The following is a 17,994-nucleotide window of genomic DNA, read 5'->3' on the forward strand; positions in this document are numbered from 1 at the left end:
CCCGCCTTTAACTTTAATAACAAAAAAATACCCTATTTTATAAAGTTTGATGGCGATCGCTAAACTCTACCACCTAAGTGATAGTATGACCGTCAGATAGAACCCTACCAACCTCTGAACCCAGGAGAATACAATGACAATCGTGGCAGAACCCACCCTGGCCCAACAATTAGGACTGGACCAGTACGGCATCAAAAACAGCCAAGAAATCGTTCGCAACCCCTCTTACGAGCAGCTTTTCGCGGAAGAGACACGCCCTGACCTGGAAGGGTTCGAGCGCGGTGTGGTGACCGAGCTGGGCGCCGTCAACGTAAACACCGGTATCTTCACCGGTCGCTCCCCGAAAGATAAATATATCGTCAAAGATGCCACTACCCAGGATACTGTGTGGTGGTCTGACCAGGGTAAAAACGATAACAAAGCCATTACCCCGGAAGTGTGGTCACATCTGAAAGGGCTGGTCACCAAACAGCTCTCCGGCAAGCGCCTGTTTGTGGTCGACGGTTTCTGCGGTGCCAACCCGGATACCCGCCTGGCCGTGCGCATCATCACCGAGGTGGCCTGGCAGGCACACTTCGTGAAAAACATGTTCATCCGCCCGAGTGATGAAGAGCTGAAAACCTTCAAGCCTGACTTCGTGGTGATGAACGGTGCCAAGTGCACCAACCCGAACTGGAAGGAGCAGGGTCTCAACTCCGAGAACTTTGTTGCCTTCAACATGACCGAGAAGATGCAGCTCATCGGTGGCACCTGGTACGGTGGCGAGATGAAGAAGGGCATGTTCTCCATGATGAACTACTTCCTGCCCCTGCGCGGCATTGCCTCCATGCACTGTTCCGCCAACGTGGGTCAGGACGGCGACGTTGCCATCTTCTTCGGCCTCTCCGGCACCGGCAAGACCACCCTATCCACCGATCCGAAGCGCCAGCTGATCGGCGATGACGAGCACGGCTGGGATGATCACGGCGTGTTTAACTTCGAAGGGGGCTGCTACGCCAAGACCATCAAGCTCTCCGAAGAGGCGGAGCCGGACATCTACCACGCCATCCGTCGCGATGCGCTGCTGGAGAACGTGACCGTTGCTGCCGATGGCACCATCGACTTCGATGATGGCTCCAAGACCGAGAACACCCGCGTCTCCTACCCCATCTATCACATCGACAACATCGTCAAGCCGGTCTCCAAGGCAGGTCACGCCACCAAGGTGATCTTCCTGACTGCCGACGCCTTCGGCGTGCTGCCTCCGGTCTCCAAACTGACCAAGGAGCAGACCAAGTACCACTTCCTGTCTGGCTTCACCGCCAAACTGGCCGGTACCGAGCGCGGCATCACAGAGCCGACTCCGACCTTCTCCTCCTGCTTCGGCGCAGCCTTCCTCTCCCTGCACCCGACCAAGTACGGTCAGGAGCTGGTGAAACGGATGGAAGCGGCAGGTGCAGAAGCCTATCTGGTCAACACCGGCTGGAACGGCACCGGCAAGCGCATCTCCATCAAGGATACCCGCGCTATCATCGACGCCATCCTGGATGGCTCCATCGAGAAGGCCGAGACCAAGGTGCTGCCGATCTTCAATCTGGAGATCCCGACCGCGCTGCACGATGTGAACCCGGCGATCCTCGACCCGCGCGACACTTACGCCGACAAGGCCGAGTGGGATGCCAAGGCCGTCGATCTGGCAGGCCGCTTCATCAAGAACTTCGAGCGCTTCACCGATAACGACGAAGGCAAACGTCTGGTTGCGGCAGGCCCGCAGCTGTAACAGGCTCGCTTCGTATCAGTGACATCATGCCGGTCAGCCACGCTGACCGGCATTTTTGTTTTTGTGGAGCCCCGAACGCCGCCATCACCCCCGTTAAAGGGGCCAAAACCTTGCCTTTGCCCATTGTGACAGGTTAGATTCAGCCAAACTTTATACAATATACAATTCTGTAACGCGCAATCGTGACCCGACCATGACCCCACCCTACAAGACCCGAACCCAGATGGTGATGGAAAACCTCCGTGGCCGGATCCTCCGTGGGGAGTTCCCCGCTGGCGCCCCCTTGCGTCAGGATGCCATCGCCAAAGAGCTGGCCGTGAGCCGCATCCCGGTGCGCGAAGCCCTGATGCAACTGGAAGCGCAGGGGCTGGTGAAGTTCGAAGCCCATCGCGGCGCCGTGGTCACCATGCTGGACGCCTCGGCCATTGAAGAGCTCTTTTATTTGCGAGCGCTGCTGGAAGCCGATACCCTGTTTCACGCCGTCGACAAGATGACGGAAGCCACCTTCGCGCAAGCGGAGGCGATCCTCGCCCAGTTTGATCACGCCCTGGAGTCAGGCACCCAGATCGAACATTGGGCCGAGTTGAACCACAGCTTTCACGCCACCCTCTATCAGGCAGCCGGTCGCCCCCAGGCACTTGAACTGATCGCCCAGATCAATCTGAGCTGTGACCGCTATGTCCGCTTCGAGCTGCTCTTTGCCAGCGACGGGGTGGACAAGGCGGAGCGTGAACACGCCCAATTGCTGGAACTGTGCCGCGCCCGGCGCAAGCACGAGGCGGTGGTGCTGCTCAGGCAGCATATCGAAGCAGCGGGTCAGTCGATCAAGCGGATCCTGGCCAGCGGCCATAAAAACTGAACACTCATATAGCAACCATCTGGCACTAACGACATGAATAATTTCGAGATAATTGAAACCCGCGTCGCCCAAGTCAGGGCCGAGCTGGCCATGCAGGAGTTGGACGCATTTATCGTCCCCCACGATGATGAGCACCTCGGCGAGTACATCCCCGCCTACGCCGAGCGGCTGGACTGGATCACAGGGTTCAATGGCTCCGCCGGCGTTGCCATCATCATGGCCCAGCGTGCCGCCCTCTTCGTCGATGGTCGCTACACGGTGCAGGCCCGCATGCAGGCGCCGTCCGAGCTGTTCGAATGTCTCCACCTCATTGAAGATCCCCATGTACAGTGGCTGGCCGAGCAGCTGCCCTCCGGCTCCCGGGTTGGCTTCGATGCCCGCCTGCACAGCCTGACTTGGTACAAGAACGCCAAGGCCGTGCTGGCCGATCGCGGTATCGAGCTGATCCGCGTCGAGCAGAACCCTATCGACCTAAACTGGAGCGAGCGCCCGGAGCCGACCAAGAGCCCGGTCATCCTCTACAGCGAGGAGCTGGCGGGCCAGTCCAGCCAGTCCAAACGTGAACAGCTGGCAGCAGACCTGCGCAAGCGCGGGCTGGATGCCGTGCTGCTGACCCAGGCCGAGCCCATCAACTGGTTGCTCAACCTGCGTGGCCGCGACATCGACCGGCTGCCGGTGGTGCTGGGCTTTGCGGTGCTCTACGCCAATACCAGCATGGATTTCTTCGTCGATACCGACAAAATTGACTGCTTTGCTTTCACCCAACACGTTGGCCAGGATGTCTCCGTCTACCCCATCGACAAGCTGGGCGACGTGTTGCAGCGCATCGGTGAAGATCAGCAGAAGGTGCTGGCCGATCCGGACAGCGCCAACGCCTGGACCCAGCTCGTCATGGAAGAGGCGGGCGCCATTCTGGTGGCAGGGCAAGACCCCACCATGCTGCCGAAAGCATGCAAGAACGAAATCGAACTGACCGGCATGCGTGCCGCTCACCTGCGTGATGGCGTGGCCATGACCCGCTTCCTCGCCTGGCTGGATCGGCTGGTCGCCTCCGGCGAGTTCGAGGGGGTGGATGAAGGCACTCTGGCCGATCAGGTGGAAGCGTTCCGCCGCGAGCAGGAGCACTACGTCGAGCCGAGCTTCGATACCATCTCCGCGCTCGGCCCCAACGCCGCCATGTGCCACTACCACCATACCAACGGCACCCCACGCGCGTTTGGCCAGGACAGCCTCTATCTGCTGGATTCCGGCGCCCAGTATATGGATGGCACCACCGACATCACCCGCACCATCAAGGTTGGTGAGGTGAGCGACGAGCAGAAGGCGATGTTTACCCGGGTACTGCAGGGCCATATCGCGCTGGATCAGGCCCGCTTCCCCCGCGGCACCGCCGGTATCCAGCTCGACGTGCTGGCCCGCATGCCGCTGTGGCAAGCCGGTTACAACTACGACCACGGCACCGGTCACGGCGTCGGCCACTTCCTGAGTGTCCACGAAGGGCCCCAGCGCATCGCGCCGAAAGGGAGCATTGTTGCCCTGCAACCGGGCATGGTGCTCTCCAACGAGCCGGGCTACTACCGCGAAGATGGCTTCGGCATCCGCTGCGAGAACCTGGTAGTCGTGACCGAGCTGGAACAGGTTGGCGAGCTGCCGATGCTGGGCTTCGAGCGTCTGACCTATGTACCGTTCGATACCCGCCTGATCGACCGCAGTCTGCTGAGCCCGGCCGAATTCCGCTGGATCAACGAATACCATGTCGAGGTGTTCCGCCGCCTGAGCCCGTTGCTCGAGGGCGAAGATCTCGCCTGGCTGGAGCAGGCAACCAGCCTCATCTGATAACACAGGGCCTGCGGGCCCTGTTTTTTATCCCCCCTTTTGACCTGTATCAACACCCAAAGCGAGCAGGTCAGGAGAATGGCGGCCATGAAAAGTCATCATGCCAGCCCAGCCCGGAGCTCACACGCCGCAGCCAGCAAAAAGGCGAGTGACCATCCCAGACTCATGCGCGAGCAGCAGACGGTCAGCGCCATGATCCGCCTCTACTGCCAGCACCATCATCAGGATCCCCATTGCCGCCACTGTCGCCAGTTGCGGGATTTCGCCCATCAGCGCCTACGTCGCTGCCGTTATGGCCACGGCCACAAACCCACCTGCGCCAACTGCAATATCCACTGTTACGCACCGGCGATGCGCAAACAAATCCAGCAGGTGATGAAGTGGAGCGGCCCGCGCATGTTGCTGCGCCACCCCTGGCTCACCCTCCGCCACCTGCTCGACGGCTTGCGCAAAGCGCCCAAACTGCCCCAGAGCCGCCCCCTGCCGCCATAACCGCCAATCCCTTGCATCCGGCAGGGGATGACCACTACCCTATGACTCCTTTTCTGCCGTTGACCCCAAGGTCAGCGGCGTTGCCGATCCGTTTGCTGCCGATGGAGTCCTGATGCACCACAACCCGCCCCTGCTACGCCCCGCCACCCACAATGACATGCACGCCATCTGGCAGATCGATGCCAAGGTGTTTGGCGAAGATGTCTATCCCGCCTTCTTCTTCCGTCAGGCGATGGATTTGTGGCCCGAGTTGTTGCTGGTGGCCGAATACGAGGGGCAGCTGGTGGGTTATGTGCTGGGGGGATTCGGTCAGGAGCGGTCGCAAGGCTGGGTGCTCTCGCTGGCGGTGCTGCCCGAGGCGCGCGGTTTTGGTCTGGCCGAGCGAATGATGCGCCAGATGGAGGCCAACCAGCAGGCGCTGCAGATCAGCGAACTGCGGCTCACGGTCGATCCGGCCAATCCGGCCCAGCGCCTCTACTACCGGCTCGGTTACACATTGCAGGCGGAGGTCGCCGACTATTTCGGCCCCGGAGAAGACCGTCTGCTGCTGGTTAAAACCCTCTCCGGTACAGCTGCGATTCAAGGACAAAACCGGTTACAGAACGCATAATTGGTTACATTTTGCCGATTTCATGTGTGACGGGGTTGGAGTAAAGTTCACTCATCAACCGGATTGTTCAAATTACGTGCAGCCCAGGAGGCCCACCATGTTGAAGCGTATGACCCTTATTGCCCTGCTGGCAGCGACCACCATCACTGGATGCGCCAACAGTGACGTTTACTCTGGCGATGTTTACACCAAAGACCGCGCCAAACAGGTGCAGACAGTCAGCTACGGCACCATCATCTCCACCCGCCCGGTGAAGATCCAGGCCGATGAGAACTCCCTGATTGGCACCATTGGCGGCGCCGTAGTCGGTGGCCTGCTGGGCAGCACAGTCGGTGGCGGCACCGGACGTGACATCGCAGCCGCAGGCGGCGCCATCGCCGGTGCAGCGGCAGGTAACGCCATCGGCAACAAGATGAATCAGGTCGACGGCGTCGAGCTGGAGATCAAGAAAGAGAACGGCGAAGCCATCGTGGTCGTGCAGAAAGCCAGCCCCACCTTCACCCCGGGTGCTCGCGTGCGCATGACCCAGGGCAATGGCAGCATCAACGTGGCCGTCGTGAACTAAGAGTGTGAACTCAGGCTGTGCAGCTTTAGAGTCATAAAAAAACCGCCGGTTCCGGCGGTTTTTTTGTTGTCTGGCATTCGGGATTACATGCTGTAAGCCTTCTCGCCGTGGGAGGTGACATCCAGCCCTTCCCGCTCGGCATCGCCGTTCACCCGCAGACCCACCACCAGGTCAACCAGCTTGAAGGCAATCGCTGCCACGGCACCGGACCAGAGCAGGGTGACACCGACCCCGATAGCCTGGATCTTCACCTGAGTCAGGATGGAGTAGCCCTCGGCAACCTGATTGGTGACATAGTCCCACACCCCGGTGCCGCCCAGATCCGGGCTGGCAAAGACGCCGGTCAGCAGGGCGCCGAGAATGCCGCACACCCCGTGTACGCCAAACACGTCCAGACTGTCATCGGCACCCAGCAGGCGCTTGAGACCGTGGACACCCCACAGACCCGCCACGCCACTGATAAGGCCCATCGCCAGACCACCGCCCACACCGACGAAACCGGCTGCCGGAGTGATCACCACCAGACCGGACACAGCTCCGGATGCCGCACCCAGCAGGGAGGGACGTCCCTTCATCACCCACTCGGCCAGCGTCCATGACAGAGCTGCCGCAGCCGGCGCCACCCAGGTGTTGATAAAGGCGAGTGCGGCGATACCGTTGGCTTCCAGCGCGGAGCCGGCGTTGAAACCGAACCAGCCGAACCAGAGCAGGGAGGCGCCGATCATGGTCATGGTCAGGCTGTGGGGGGTCATGGGATCACGACCGTAGCCCAGACGCTTGCCCACCAGATAGGCACCCACCAGACCCGCCACGGCGGCGTTGATGTGCACCACTGTGCCGCCTGCAAAATCCAGCGCACCATGCTGGAACAGATAACCGGCAGTGGCGGTCGCTGTGGCCGCAGCCTCGGCGCTGGTATAGGCATCCGGACCCGCCCAGTACCACACCATATGAGCCAGCGGGATGTAGGCGAAGGTGAACCAGATCACCGAGAAGAGCAGCACGGCAGCGAACTTGATGCGCTCAGCGAACGCCCCCACGATAAGGCCGCAGGTGATGGCGGCAAAGGCCCCCTGGAACACCACATAGATCAGCTCGCTGATCCCGACACCCTTGCTGAAGGTGGCGGCGATGGAGTCAGGGGTCACCCCCTTGAGCAGCACCTTGCTGAAGGAGCCGTAGAAATTGCCCCCTTCGGTAAAGGCCAGCGAATAGCCGTAGATCACCCAGAGCACGCAGATGAGGCAGAACAGGGTAAAGACCTGCATCAGCACGCTCAGCATGTTTTTGGCCCGCACCAGACCACCGTAGAAGAGGGCGAGACCGGGGATCGACATCAGGATCACCAGCGCCGCCGAGAGCAGCATCCAGGTGTTGTCACCCTTGTTGATTGTCATGGCGGCAACCGGTGCCACCGCCGCCTGTACCTGAGCGACCTCTTCGGCCCAACTTGGGGTAACCAGCAAGGCAGGCAACATCGTCAGACCCGCCATCATCCATTTTTTGACCATAGAGCACTCTCCTTCCCTGTCGTACCGGTACAAGACCGGCTCCGTTTCCCTGATTGAATCTGTGGCGAACCGCAAGGTGTTGCTGCAACCCGCCAGAATCACACCCGCGCCCGGCACGGGGATGCCTCTTGCCACTTCCTCATCACTGCGTCTGCCGCCGATGACCGCAAGAGACCGTCTGACATGTAAAAAGCATAAAGCGGGCCACAAATATAAATCCTTTTAAATCATTGCATTAGTAAGAACGCGCATCATCAATGCACCAATTTGGCGCATGAGCTGCGCTAACCTGCCCAGGGGCGCCCTGTCACAGGGCAGGCGATACGTCGCGCACCAGAAGTGCGCAAACCCTGAGCCAGCCCACAAGCTGACGTCATCGATATCGCGCGCTGCGGGCCCGCTCGTTTACACTGACAGACCAGCCGTTTCCTGTTATCCGACCACGGCATGCCATTACGCAGCCTCTTGTTTGCAAGGTGATGGCAGTCCCAATCCGAGGAACACCATGCAGTTCGATCGTCTCGACATCAGCCTCTCCCACTACCGTCATCTCGACCGGGAGCATCGCGCCCACATCGCGCTGCTGGGGATAGTGATGCTGGCCATCATGTCCCTTCATCTGTTGCTGCTGCCACACTTCCCTTACGAGCGCTTTTACGCCGTCAGCTTTGGCTTCGAGGTGATCAACTGGCTCACCATGCTGTTCCTGTTCTGGGTGGTGCAGTGTGCCCACCTGCCCACCCACACCTACCGCATGCTCTCCTGCGGTCTGATGTTGTGGATCATGGGGGCCACCGCCGACATCATGGATGAGCTGGTGGCTCAGCCACTCTGGCTCGCCATCTATGCCGAGGATCTGCTGCGATCCAGCGGCATCCTGCTCAGCAGCATCGGCATCCTGAGCACCATACACCACCTCTTCCACATCAATACCCAGCTCAGACAGCAGGCGCTGTTCGACGATCTGACCCGGCTGCCAAACCGGCGCTACTTTCATCAGCAGCTGTTTCTGGAGCAGGGGATTTGCCACGCTCTCATCCTGCTGGATCTCGATCACTTCAAGGTGATCAATGACAACTACGGCCACGATATCGGGTATCGGGTGTTGCAGCAGTTTGGCGAGCTGTTGCAACAGCACTGCCCGCCCGGTGCGCTGGCGGCCCGTGTCGGGGGTGAAGAGTTTGCCCTGCTGCTGCCCGTCGCCCACGAAGCCGACTTGCAGCAACTGGCCAACACCCTGCTCACTGCGACCCGCACCATAGCCCCCGACCCGGCCCATACCATGACGGTCAGTCTGGGAGTGGGAGTACGCGAGCCCGGGGAGCCGGCAGTCTCGCTGTTCAAGCGGGTGGATCAGGCGCTTTATGGCGCCAAGGAGGCGGGTAGAAACTGTGCGGTATGGGCGACGCCGACTAATAAAGAGGCGTGAAGAGCTACCGATTGATTACCGATCAAGACGGAACATTGCTGCTGAAACAGGGGCCCAAGGGCCCCTGTTTCATGGGGAAAGTCCCCCGTCTAAAAGCGGAAGGTAAGACCGATATTGGCCTGCCACTGGGTTACCAGCTCCCCGCGCACCTTGAACACGCACTGCTCCGGGTTGCAGAGAAACTGGTTGTTGTCGTTGACCAGCGAGCCATAACCGCGCACCTCGGCCCGCAGGGCCAGATGCTCGGCGAGGCGCGGTTGCACCCCGAGCGCCAGCGACATGGAAGGGGTCACCTCGCTGTCGTAGGCGGCAAATCGGGTCACCCCGATCCCGGCGCCGATGTAGGGCGCCATCAGGTTGTCAGAGAGGGTCAGCGCACCGGCAAAGTGCAAAGTATCCACCGTCAGGCGATCCGGCAGGTCGGGAGAGAGGGTGGTGGACTGATGGCTGTAGAGCAGCTCGATCATGCCAGGATCATCTACCTCCTTGCTGATAAAGAGGCCCCAGCTGCCGGAGCCCTGTCCCTGCAGTGAATCAAACGATGCAGAAAGCGGCACCGGCTGCACCACATCGTCACTCTTCTCGAAGTCGATGGCTGAGCTGTAGCCGAAAAATGGCGTCACCTGCCAACCGGATGTGGTCGAGGCCTCGCTACTCCAGGCCTGCCCCAGTGGCAGCAACAGCCCCATCATCGCTATCCCGGCTCTCTTCATCATCATCCCCTGCTCCCTGTGTGATTGTGCAGAAAGCATACCAGAGGCGTCCTAGGCCCATCCTAAACGGCGGCTGTACCGGATCACTTTCATCGCGGGATTTCCCTCTCGCCGGAACCTCCGCCGAGCCGCCCCACTGGCACCGCTATGCGCCCCGCCACCATTCATCGACGGTTAACCTCTGCCACGTATGCTGGCGCCAAATCGGGTCATCGGGGCCCGTTATCACTACTCAAAAGGACATCAGGGAATGGTTGCCGCGCAACTCAACGACCCCAAAACTACCCTTGCGGATACCCTGCGGGCCACCGCGCACGCCATCGACGAGAGCCACATCAGCCTGCGCCAGATGCTCGCGCTGGTGGGCGAGCAGGGGATGCTGCTGTTTTGCGTGCTGCTCACCGTCCCCTTTCTGTTGCCGATCTCCATTCCCGGGGTCAGCACCCCGTTTGGCCTGTTGATCCTCTTTATCGGGATCGGCATCACCCTCAATCGGGTGCCCTGGCTGCCCGCCATGCTGATGGAGCGCCGCTTCGCCGCCGACCAGCTCAAGCCGACCCTGCACAAGGGGGCGGATCTGCTGGCCCGGGTCGATCGCGTTATCCGCCCACGCCTGCTGGTGCTGACCGGCAGCAACACGGTCAACCGCTGCAACGGCCTGCTGATCATGCTGGCAGCCCTGCTGCTGATGCTGCCCCTGGGCGCCATCCCGTTCACCAACGCCATGCCTGCCTGGGCCATCCTGCTGCTGGCCACCGGCATGTTGCAGCGGGACGGTCTGTTCGTTGCCAGCGGCTATCTGCTGGTAAGCGCAACCCTGGTCTGGTTCAGCGTGCTGGCCATCGGCTTGCTGATGGCGGGCCAGAGCGCCAGCGGCCTGCTCGGCTAACCCCGATGCACAGGAAAAGGGCGACCAGATGGTCGCCCTTTTTGATTTGTGCGGGATACCGCCCGGTCAAAGCAGATCGTAGATAAGGGCCGAGATGGCAAGCAGCCCCATCACCAACACAAAAAGGGTACTCGGCCCGCGATAACGCTTGAGTGCGGGCAAGCGATAGATGGAGCAGGCCGGCAGCAGAAACAGGATCACCGCGATCAGCGGGCCACTGACGCGCTCGATGATGTCGAGCACGTTGGGGTTCAGATAGGTGATGACGGCGGTCACCATAAACAGGATCACCGATGACACCCGGGCGATGGTTGACTCCTTGAGGGAGAGCCCCAGCCCCTGACAGGCACCGCTCACCATGCTCACCGTCCCCTCGCTCACCCCCATGGAGGTGCCGAGGAAGGATTTGGACATGGCCAGAATGGCGATGAGCGGCCCCACATAGGCGATCAGCGGATTGGAGAACTTGTTCGCCAGCGCCGACAGCACGGAGATATTGTCGGTGCGGGCCAGCGCCATCTCGGCCTGACTCAGGCTCATCACGCAGCTCACCACGAAAAAGAGCACGCTGCCACAAATCAGCATGCTGCTGTACTTGATGATCCGCTTGGCACGCAGGTCGGCACTCTCCTGACAGCGCTTTTTCTGCGCCGCGCTGAAGGAGGAGATAATGGGCGCATGGCTGAACGAAAACACCATCACCGGCACGATCAGCCAGAGTGATTTCCAGAACGCCGGATCACGCCAGTCCACCGCCTGACTCTCGCTGAAATAGGAGAGGCTCCACTGTGGCAGCAGATAGATGGAGAGGCCAATCAGAAAGGCGACCATCGGTAGCGCCAGCACGCTGATGGCCGACACCACGATCTGTTTGCCGGCCAGCAGCACCAGATGCAGACCCAGCATCACCCCCAACACCAGCAAGCCGCGCGGCAGCTCGGCATCCCCCAGCTGGTGAACCACGAAGCTCTGGATCGCGTTGGTGATGGAGATGCTGTAGACCAGAATGATGGGGTAGAAGGCCATCAGATAGACCAGCATCAGCAGTTTGCCCGCCTTGGCACCGAAGTGCTCCTCCACCACATGGGTGATATCCCCTTCCCGATGGGAGCTGGAGAGCACAAAGCGGCTCAATGCCCGGTGGGAATAATAAGAGAGCGGAAAAGCCAGCAATAAAATAAATAGCAAAATAACTGGGGAATTACTGCCAACAGTAATAGGGAGAAATAACGTACCGGCACCGACAGCAGTGGCATATAGGCCCATGGTCCATACCGAATCGCTTTTCTCCCATTTCAATTTTGAAACAGGGTTACTCTTTTCAGCAATAGAAACACTCATTGCAATATATACCTTATTAATCTGTCATCATTATTTTTATTGGCCCGAATAACAGGCTGGAGATATGTCGTTGCATATCGCCCTGCACATGAAAAAACAACGCCGCCAGCGGCCAACAGGGCCACCGGAGAGAAACGGAGCTGCCACGCTACCATCGTTGAAATCGCAATCCGGGTCAAGGTTAATAATTCATGACTGTTTGAATCGGAATGTTTCAAAAGACAACAGGATGTATCACATTCGTCACCCAAAACCCGATTCAAACCTGTTTGATAACATACCGATAAAACCTCATGCTGTTGCCCAACAACATAAATAAGACCAGCGATCAGGCCGATAATATTAACACCTTAAGCTGTGGAATATGAGTTAAATAATACGGCCAACTTTTCTACTAATTGATAGTGATGTCAGCCAATTTATTCAGGGTAAAAGCGCAGGCTATTTCCAACAGCGACCGGAGCGGCACTTTCAACCTGCCGGGCAGTGCGCCACCCGGTTGCGGCCTGCCCGCTTGGCCCGATAGAGCCACTCGTCGGCCCGAGCCAGCGCCTGATTGATATCCTCCTCCGGCTGCACCAGGGTTGTGCCCAGACTGACCGTGATGGCGACCGGATCGGCAGGCAGCGCTTCGACGGCGGCGCGGATCTGCTCCGCCATCTGCTGCAAACCGGCTTCATCGATCCCCGGCAGCAGGATCAGAAACTCCTCACCACCGCTGCGTACAAAGAGGTCGTCCGCCCGCAACAGGGCATCGATACAACTACTGAAGCGCTGCAAGGCCCGATCTCCCTGCTGATGGCCGTAACGATCGTTGAGCTGCTTGAAGTGATCGATGTCGAGCATGATAAGACCACAGGGCACCTCCCCTGCCCGCAGCGGCTGACAGTGTTCGAAGAAGTAGCGACGGTTGTAGAGGCCGGTCAGCTGGTCGGTTTCACTCTGGCGCAGCAGTCGCTGCTGCAACTCGTACTGGCGGGTGATATTGCGGGTCACCCAGGCTACCGCCCGCTTGCCGTCATAGAGGGAGGGCAGCGGCGCAATCTTGCCCTCAAAACGCTGTATCCCTTGCGGCCCGGCGGCGGCATTGATCCCCCCACCTCGGCTGCTGAGAGCTCATACTCCACCACCCGCACCTGACCGCTCGCCAGCGACTCGGCTACCTGCGCCTTGACCCATATGGCCATCTCGGGTGGCAGCACATCGGCCAGCTGCTTGCCCGCCAGCGGATTGCCGTCGTGATAGGATTGCTGCTCCATACCGCCGATATATTCCACGTAATAGCCATCTTCACTGAGGATAAAGACGGGATCTGGCAGCTGGGCCATCACTTCATAAAGCTGGGTTACCGAAAGCGCCACGGAGACTCCTGTACTTCAACGTCAAACAGGGGGGAGATATTCTGCCTCAAGAGGACTCACTCGCCCTCATCGGCAGAACAGAAAAATCTGCGGCCACAGCCAACAATCCTTTACATCTAGCAGCCTGCCAGCCTCTCGGCCACCACCTGTGGCCAGCGCGTTGCTACTCCCGCCACTGCGCTCGCTCACGGCGGCGAAAGCCCCCTCACCCGGTCACGCATATCCCATTGTTTCAACTCACAAGTTCATTTACGCTGGCCGTCCTGAGTCCAGTTTTCACCTCATCAGCCATCAGGAATGCCAGCCACCCGCAACCGCAGGGGCTGTACCACGGAAAAGGAATCGCCAGATGAAAAACGCCATCGTTACCGCCCGCTTCGACGCTATCAGCACCGAAGGGGAACAGCTCACCCTCAAGATCGCCATCAAGGCCCCCGAGCCGGATCCCAAGTCCGCCAGCGGTGACTGGCGCTGCAAGGTGAAGCTGGCAGGGCTGAGCGACAAGACCTTTATCTACGGCATCGACAGCCTGCAGGCCCTGAGCCTCGCCATCAAGTTTGTCGAAACCGAACTGCGCGCTTTCTCCGATGCGGGCTGGCAGTTCTATCTGCCCAATTGCCCCGATCACCCCATCGACATGAGCGCCTGCTACTTCCCGGCGCTCTAGCCCAAGGTCAACTCAGGGAGCATGGGGTGCAGCCCAGCTCCCACAATATCCCTTTCATCGACAACGAGCTCATCATAGGCAAGTGCTGCCCCACAACCCGCAATGCCAAGGGTACTGTCAGAAAATTTGACAATTAAATCAATAGCATGCATCCAAAAAACAATTGACAATAATTCTCATTTAATCAATGGTTAATTTCCAAATGAACCACTCTGGAGATAGTGGATGAAGCTCTGTTTAACCACAGCATTATTGCTGTGCAGTATTTCAAGTGCCAATGCCAATACTTGCCCATTGAGTAACTGCAACACACTACACGCTGGTGAAAATTACTCTATTAATGCCGATAGAAAGTATTGCATCAATTTCAACAAAGAAAACATCACGGTGGTAAACCTTTCGAGTCGATACATTGAAATAGAAGACAAAAATTCAAATCCAACTGTTATATACCCTGGTGAATTTGTTGATGTCGATACCATATCAACAATCGCAAATTCAACCAAGGTAGTTATCAGCATAGAGCACGATAGCTTTATCGTTATAAGAGATATAAATGAAAGCAAGCGTAACAAGAGAGCGGCACCCGCATTGGTATGGGCAGGCGGCGGGGCCGTTATGGGGGCGATGGGCGTCATTGCCAACAATCCTGATGCCAGCATGAGAGAGATTGCTGCAGGTGCATTTGGTGGTGCCGTTACCGGTAGGTTAAGCCCCATCATGGGAAGTGGTGTCGCAGGCATGATGGCTTCAGGCAGTGCTGGCCTGGCAGCAAGCGGTGGCTGTGCCTCATGTCACTAGTGATGATGATCGTCACATTGATAGCGGCCGTTGTAGCACCCTTTCTTTTAAGCAACAACCTTGCCCATCGAATTGCACTGCTACTAATTTCAAGCGGTTCAATACTATTTAATTATCTCTCGGGTACTTTCTCAGCCTGGATATGTTTAACCTTTATTGTATTTACAGTTATTTTAAAGGTTAACTATCGTTCTACTCTGGTGCGTTGTGATGATGCAATACTAGGTTGCTATATAATTTTCTACATCCAGCCATTAGTTTTCAGGATGATTTAAAACTCTCTATTTAAATGAAGCTGACAAAATAAACTAGCCATAAAAAGAGCGCATATTATGCGCTCTTTTTATTTAAGACCTGTTTGGTAATATTTATCAACCCGTATTACGCATCCCTGCGGCAATACCGGCGATGGTGACCATCAGCGCCTTGTCCAGCTCGGGGTGCAGGGTCTCCGGGTGGTTGCGGGAGCGGTTGAGCAGCTCGGCCTGCAGCACGTTGAGCGGGTCTGTGTAGGGGTTGCGCAGCTTGATGGACTCCTTGATCCAGGGCTGATCCTCCAGCAGATCCCCGCGCGGGCTCAGCTTCAGCACCACCTCGATGGATTCGGCGAGCTCCTGACGCAGCTGTTTGCCAAGGCCCCACAGCTCCTGCGGTACCAGACGGGTGTCGTAGTACTCAGCGAGCCAGACGTCCGCCTTGAGGAACACCATCTCCAGCATCTCGAGGCGAGTGCGGAAGAAGGGCCACTGGGCGCTCATCTCTTCCAGCACCGCCAGCTTGCCACCGTCGATCGCCTGTTGCAGAGCCTTGTGGGCACCGAGCCAGGCCGGCAGCATCAGCCGGTTCTGAGTCCAGGCGAAGATCCACGGAATGGCGCGCAGGCTCTCGACACCGCCGTTGGGCTTGCGCTTGGAGGGACGGGAGCCGAGTGGCAGCTTGCCGAGCTCCATCTCCGGGGTGGCGGCACGGAAATAAGGGACGAAGTCCGGATGACCGCGCACGATACTGCGGTAGTGATCGCAGGAGTCGGCGGCCAGCTGTTCCATCACCTCGCGCCAGCACTCTTTCGGCTTGGGCGGTGGCAGCAGGTTCCCTTCCAGCACGGCGCTGGTGTAGAGCTCCAGACTCTTGATCGCCACTTTCGGCAGACCGAACTTGAAGCGGATCATCTCCCCCTGTTCGGTGGTACGCAAACCGCCGCGCAGGGATCCCGGCGGCTGGGAGAGGATGGCCTGATGTGCTGGCGCACCACCACGACCGACGGTACCGCCACGGCCATGGAACAGGGTGAGGCGGATGTTGTTGGCTTCGGCCAGCCCCACCAGGGATTCCATGGCGGCGTACTGGGCCCAGCCAGCGGCCATCATGCCCGCATCCTTGGCAGAGTCGGAGTAACCAATCATCACGTACTGACGGCCCTGAATGTAGCCGCGATACCAGTCTACCGAGAGCAGGCGCTCCATCACGGCGGTACCTGCCATCAGGTCATCCTGGGTTTCAAACAGCGGGGCGACCGGCATGCGGAACTTGCAGCCAGCCTCTTTGAGCAGCAGCTGCACCGACAGCACATCGGACGGCGCACCGGCCATGGAGATGATGTAGATACCGAACGCATCGGGGTCGTACTGGGCGATGACCTGACAGGTATCCAGTGTCTCGCGCACCTCGGCGCTCGGCTCCCAGTCGTGGGGAATGAGCGGGCGACGGGAGTTCAGTTCGTTAAGCAGGAAGGCCTGCTTGTCATCTTCGCTCCACTCGGCGTAGTCACCCAGACCCAGATAGCGGGTCAGCTCGGAGAAGACCAGCCCGTGACGCTCGCCATCCTGACGGATATCGAGCTTGACCAGATGGATGCCGAAACAGGCGACCTTGCGCAGCACGTCCAGCAGCATGCCGTCGGCGATGTTGCCCATGCCGCAGGCATGCAATGAGTGGTAGCAGAGCTCCAGCGGCTCGCGCAGCTGAGCGGTGGTCTTGACCAGATCCTGGCTCTCGCTCACCTGGCCCTGCACCTTGGCGGTGAGGTGCTCCTTGGTTTCGCGCAGCGCTTCACGCAGCTCGCGCACCAGCGCACGGTAGGGCTCGGGGTGATCGCCAACGCGAGCACGCACGTCGTCGGTGCAGTCGGACATGGAGAGCTCGGAGGTAAGCTCCTTGATGTCTTTGTAGAACAGACTCACCGCCATCCAGCGGCCCAGCTCCAGCACTTCGGCAGTCACCTTGGCGGTGACGAAGGGGTTGCCGTCGCGGTCACCGCCCATCCAGGAGGTGAACTTGACCGGCGCGGCATCCAGCGGCAGCCGCACACCCAGATGGTGTTGCAGACGCTCGTCCAGATTGCGCATGAATTCGGGAATGGCGGGCCACAGGCTGTTCTCCACCACGGCGAAGCCCCACTTGGCCTCGTCGACCGGAGTCGGGCGCTGTTCGCGGATCTCGTTGGTGTGCCACGCCTGATTGATGAGCTGCTCGATGCGATTGAGGATCTTGTCCCGCTCGCGGGGCAGCAGGTCGGAAAGCTCCAGCGCCTCGAGGCAGTCGTTGAGCTGTACGTGCTTGTGGATCAGGGTGCGACGGGTCACCTCGGTGGGGTGAGCGGTCAGCACCAGATCGATATCCAGCTCGCGCACGGCCTGAATGATGGCCTCTTGCGACAGGTTGGAGGCTTTCAGCTTGTCGAACATCTGCTCCAGCGGATCCGGGGTGCAGACCTGCTCTTCGCAGCGACGGGAGATGGTGTGGAACTGTTCCGCCACGTTGGCCAGATTGAGGAACTGGCTGAAGGCGCGGGCCACCGGCAGCAGTTCATCATCGCTCAGGGTGCGCAGGGTATCGAGCAGACGTTCCCGGTCTGATTCATTGCCCTTGCGGGAGGACTTGGCCAATTGGCGAATGGTTTCGATCTTGTCGAGAAAGGCCTGACCCTGATGATCCTTGATGGATTTACCCAGCAGCTGACCCAGCATACCTACGTTGGCGCGTAGTGCGGCGTACTTTTCGTTCATTCCACATCCTTATCTTGTTGGTGCCTGACACCCATCCGGGGTGCTAGACGACCTCACTTATTGTTGTGCGATTACAACATATGCTCCGTCATCTTAGGGTGACAATCTACCCAGATTGTCTGCGCAAGGTCAAATAACAGGCCGATTCAGAACATG

14 protein-coding genes and 1 pseudogene are annotated in these 17,994 nt (G+C 59.0%); 10 read left to right on the forward strand and 5 right to left on the reverse strand.

The genetic code is table 11. The features are described from left to right. The first annotated feature begins 133 nt into the window (after nucleotides 1–133). The 6 genes from pckA to ACTG1K_RS00235 all read left to right on the forward strand — a co-directional run bounded on the left by pckA (nucleotide 134) and on the right by ACTG1K_RS00235 (nucleotide 6,121). Nucleotides 134–1,759 (forward strand): phosphoenolpyruvate carboxykinase (ATP), encoded by a 1,626-nt coding sequence (gene pckA, locus ACTG1K_RS00210; protein WP_005340139.1) that lies wholly within the window; start codon nucleotides 134–136, stop codon nucleotides 1,757–1,759. Between the two features lie 193 nt (nucleotides 1,760–1,952). Further along, nucleotides 1,953–2,618, forward strand: coding sequence for a GntR family transcriptional regulator (locus tag ACTG1K_RS00215; protein WP_005340138.1), 666 nt, complete (start codon nucleotides 1,953–1,955; stop codon nucleotides 2,616–2,618). Nucleotides 2,619–2,651: 33 nt separating this feature from the next. After that, on the forward strand, nucleotides 2,652–4,454 hold the full coding sequence (locus ACTG1K_RS00220; RefSeq protein ID WP_440004681.1) for an aminopeptidase P family protein: 1,803 nt from the start codon (nucleotides 2,652–2,654) through the stop codon (nucleotides 4,452–4,454). 87 nt (nucleotides 4,455–4,541) lie between these two features. Further along, entirely contained in the window at nucleotides 4,542–4,946 is a 405-nt protein-coding gene (locus ACTG1K_RS00225) for a nitrous oxide-stimulated promoter family protein (RefSeq protein WP_440004682.1), read from the forward strand. Between the two features lie 112 nt (nucleotides 4,947–5,058). Continuing rightward, nucleotides 5,059–5,556, forward strand: a complete 498-nt coding sequence (locus ACTG1K_RS00230) for a GNAT family N-acetyltransferase (protein ID WP_005356536.1) — start codon at nucleotides 5,059–5,061, stop codon at nucleotides 5,554–5,556. Between the two features lie 97 nt (nucleotides 5,557–5,653). After that, on the forward strand, nucleotides 5,654–6,121 hold the full coding sequence (locus ACTG1K_RS00235; RefSeq protein ID WP_005340126.1) for a glycine zipper 2TM domain-containing protein: 468 nt from the start codon (nucleotides 5,654–5,656) through the stop codon (nucleotides 6,119–6,121). An 83-nt stretch (nucleotides 6,122–6,204) separates the two neighbouring features. Here the strand turns inward: ACTG1K_RS00235 and amt are convergent, their stop codons facing one another. Beyond that, entirely contained in the window at nucleotides 6,205–7,632 is a 1,428-nt protein-coding gene (amt, locus tag ACTG1K_RS00240) for an ammonium transporter (protein ID WP_440004683.1), read from the reverse strand. A gap of 505 nt (nucleotides 7,633–8,137) precedes the next feature. Between amt and ACTG1K_RS00245 the strand changes: the two genes are divergently transcribed. Then, nucleotides 8,138–9,061 (forward strand): GGDEF domain-containing protein, encoded by a 924-nt coding sequence (locus ACTG1K_RS00245; RefSeq protein ID WP_440004684.1) that lies wholly within the window; start codon nucleotides 8,138–8,140, stop codon nucleotides 9,059–9,061. 89 nt (nucleotides 9,062–9,150) lie between these two features. Here the strand turns inward: ACTG1K_RS00245 and ACTG1K_RS00250 are convergent, their stop codons facing one another. Next, nucleotides 9,151–9,774, reverse strand: coding sequence for an outer membrane beta-barrel protein (locus ACTG1K_RS00250; protein ID WP_425854719.1), 624 nt, complete (start codon nucleotides 9,772–9,774; stop codon nucleotides 9,151–9,153). A 250-nt stretch (nucleotides 9,775–10,024) separates the two neighbouring features. Here ACTG1K_RS00250 and ACTG1K_RS00255 point away from each other — a divergent pair, with 250 nt between their 5' ends. Further along, nucleotides 10,025–10,663 (forward strand): exopolysaccharide biosynthesis protein, encoded by a 639-nt coding sequence (locus ACTG1K_RS00255; RefSeq protein ID WP_425854673.1) that lies wholly within the window; start codon nucleotides 10,025–10,027, stop codon nucleotides 10,661–10,663. Between the two features lie 66 nt (nucleotides 10,664–10,729). Here the strand turns inward: ACTG1K_RS00255 and ACTG1K_RS00260 are convergent, their stop codons facing one another. Both ACTG1K_RS00260 and ACTG1K_RS00265 read right to left on the reverse strand, forming a co-directional pair. After that, on the reverse strand, nucleotides 10,730–12,004 hold the full coding sequence (locus ACTG1K_RS00260; RefSeq protein ID WP_101530032.1) for an amino acid permease: 1,275 nt from the start codon (nucleotides 12,002–12,004) through the stop codon (nucleotides 10,730–10,732). A gap of 471 nt (nucleotides 12,005–12,475) precedes the next feature. Next, a pseudogene (locus ACTG1K_RS00265) lies at nucleotides 12,476–13,365 on the reverse strand (diguanylate cyclase). Nucleotides 13,366–13,714: 349 nt separating this feature from the next. Here ACTG1K_RS00265 and ACTG1K_RS00270 point away from each other — a divergent pair. Further along, a complete protein-coding gene (locus ACTG1K_RS00270; protein WP_005355042.1) occupies nucleotides 13,715–14,032 on the forward strand; it encodes a DUF6968 family protein in 318 nt (105 codons plus the stop codon). A gap of 225 nt (nucleotides 14,033–14,257) precedes the next feature. Next, complete coding sequence (locus ACTG1K_RS00275) at nucleotides 14,258–14,833, forward strand: hypothetical protein (protein ID WP_236288798.1); 576 nt, start codon at nucleotides 14,258–14,260, stop codon at nucleotides 14,831–14,833. Between the two features lie 371 nt (nucleotides 14,834–15,204). Here the strand turns inward: ACTG1K_RS00275 and ppc are convergent, their stop codons facing one another. Further along, nucleotides 15,205–17,838 (reverse strand): phosphoenolpyruvate carboxylase, encoded by a 2,634-nt coding sequence (gene ppc, locus ACTG1K_RS00280; RefSeq protein WP_440004685.1) that lies wholly within the window; start codon nucleotides 17,836–17,838, stop codon nucleotides 15,205–15,207. Nucleotides 17,839–17,994: the final 156 nt, after the last annotated feature.

The sequence above is a fragment of the Aeromonas sp. 102P genome, from assembly GCF_051920345.1.
GTDB classification, from domain to species: domain Bacteria; phylum Pseudomonadota; class Gammaproteobacteria; order Enterobacterales; family Aeromonadaceae; genus Aeromonas; species Aeromonas veronii.

Excerpts from the sequence above, each read along its gene's own strand:
- pckA (WP_005340139.1), top strand. The coding sequence starts at position 134 with ATGACAATCGTGGCAGAACCCACCCTGGCCCAACAATTAGGACTGGAC.
- ACTG1K_RS00215 (WP_005340138.1), top strand. The coding sequence starts at position 1,953 with ATGACCCCACCCTACAAGACCCGAACCCAGATGGTGATGGAAAACCTC.
- ACTG1K_RS00220 (WP_440004681.1), top strand. The coding sequence starts at position 2,652 with ATGAATAATTTCGAGATAATTGAAACCCGCGTCGCCCAAGTCAGGGCC.
- ACTG1K_RS00225 (WP_440004682.1), top strand. The coding sequence starts at position 4,542 with ATGAAAAGTCATCATGCCAGCCCAGCCCGGAGCTCACACGCCGCAGCC.
- ACTG1K_RS00230 (WP_005356536.1), top strand. The coding sequence starts at position 5,059 with ATGCACCACAACCCGCCCCTGCTACGCCCCGCCACCCACAATGACATG.
- ACTG1K_RS00235 (WP_005340126.1), top strand. The coding sequence starts at position 5,654 with ATGTTGAAGCGTATGACCCTTATTGCCCTGCTGGCAGCGACCACCATC.
- amt (WP_440004683.1), bottom strand. The coding sequence starts at position 7,632 with ATGGTCAAAAAATGGATGATGGCGGGTCTGACGATGTTGCCTGCCTTG.
- ACTG1K_RS00245 (WP_440004684.1), top strand. The coding sequence starts at position 8,138 with ATGCAGTTCGATCGTCTCGACATCAGCCTCTCCCACTACCGTCATCTC.
- ACTG1K_RS00250 (WP_425854719.1), bottom strand. The coding sequence starts at position 9,774 with ATGAAGAGAGCCGGGATAGCGATGATGGGGCTGTTGCTGCCACTGGGG.
- ACTG1K_RS00255 (WP_425854673.1), top strand. The coding sequence starts at position 10,025 with ATGGTTGCCGCGCAACTCAACGACCCCAAAACTACCCTTGCGGATACC.
- ACTG1K_RS00260 (WP_101530032.1), bottom strand. The coding sequence starts at position 12,004 with ATGAGTGTTTCTATTGCTGAAAAGAGTAACCCTGTTTCAAAATTGAAA.
- ACTG1K_RS00270 (WP_005355042.1), top strand. The coding sequence starts at position 13,715 with ATGAAAAACGCCATCGTTACCGCCCGCTTCGACGCTATCAGCACCGAA.
- ACTG1K_RS00275 (WP_236288798.1), top strand. The coding sequence starts at position 14,258 with ATGAAGCTCTGTTTAACCACAGCATTATTGCTGTGCAGTATTTCAAGT.
- ppc (WP_440004685.1), bottom strand. The coding sequence starts at position 17,838 with ATGAACGAAAAGTACGCCGCACTACGCGCCAACGTAGGTATGCTGGGT.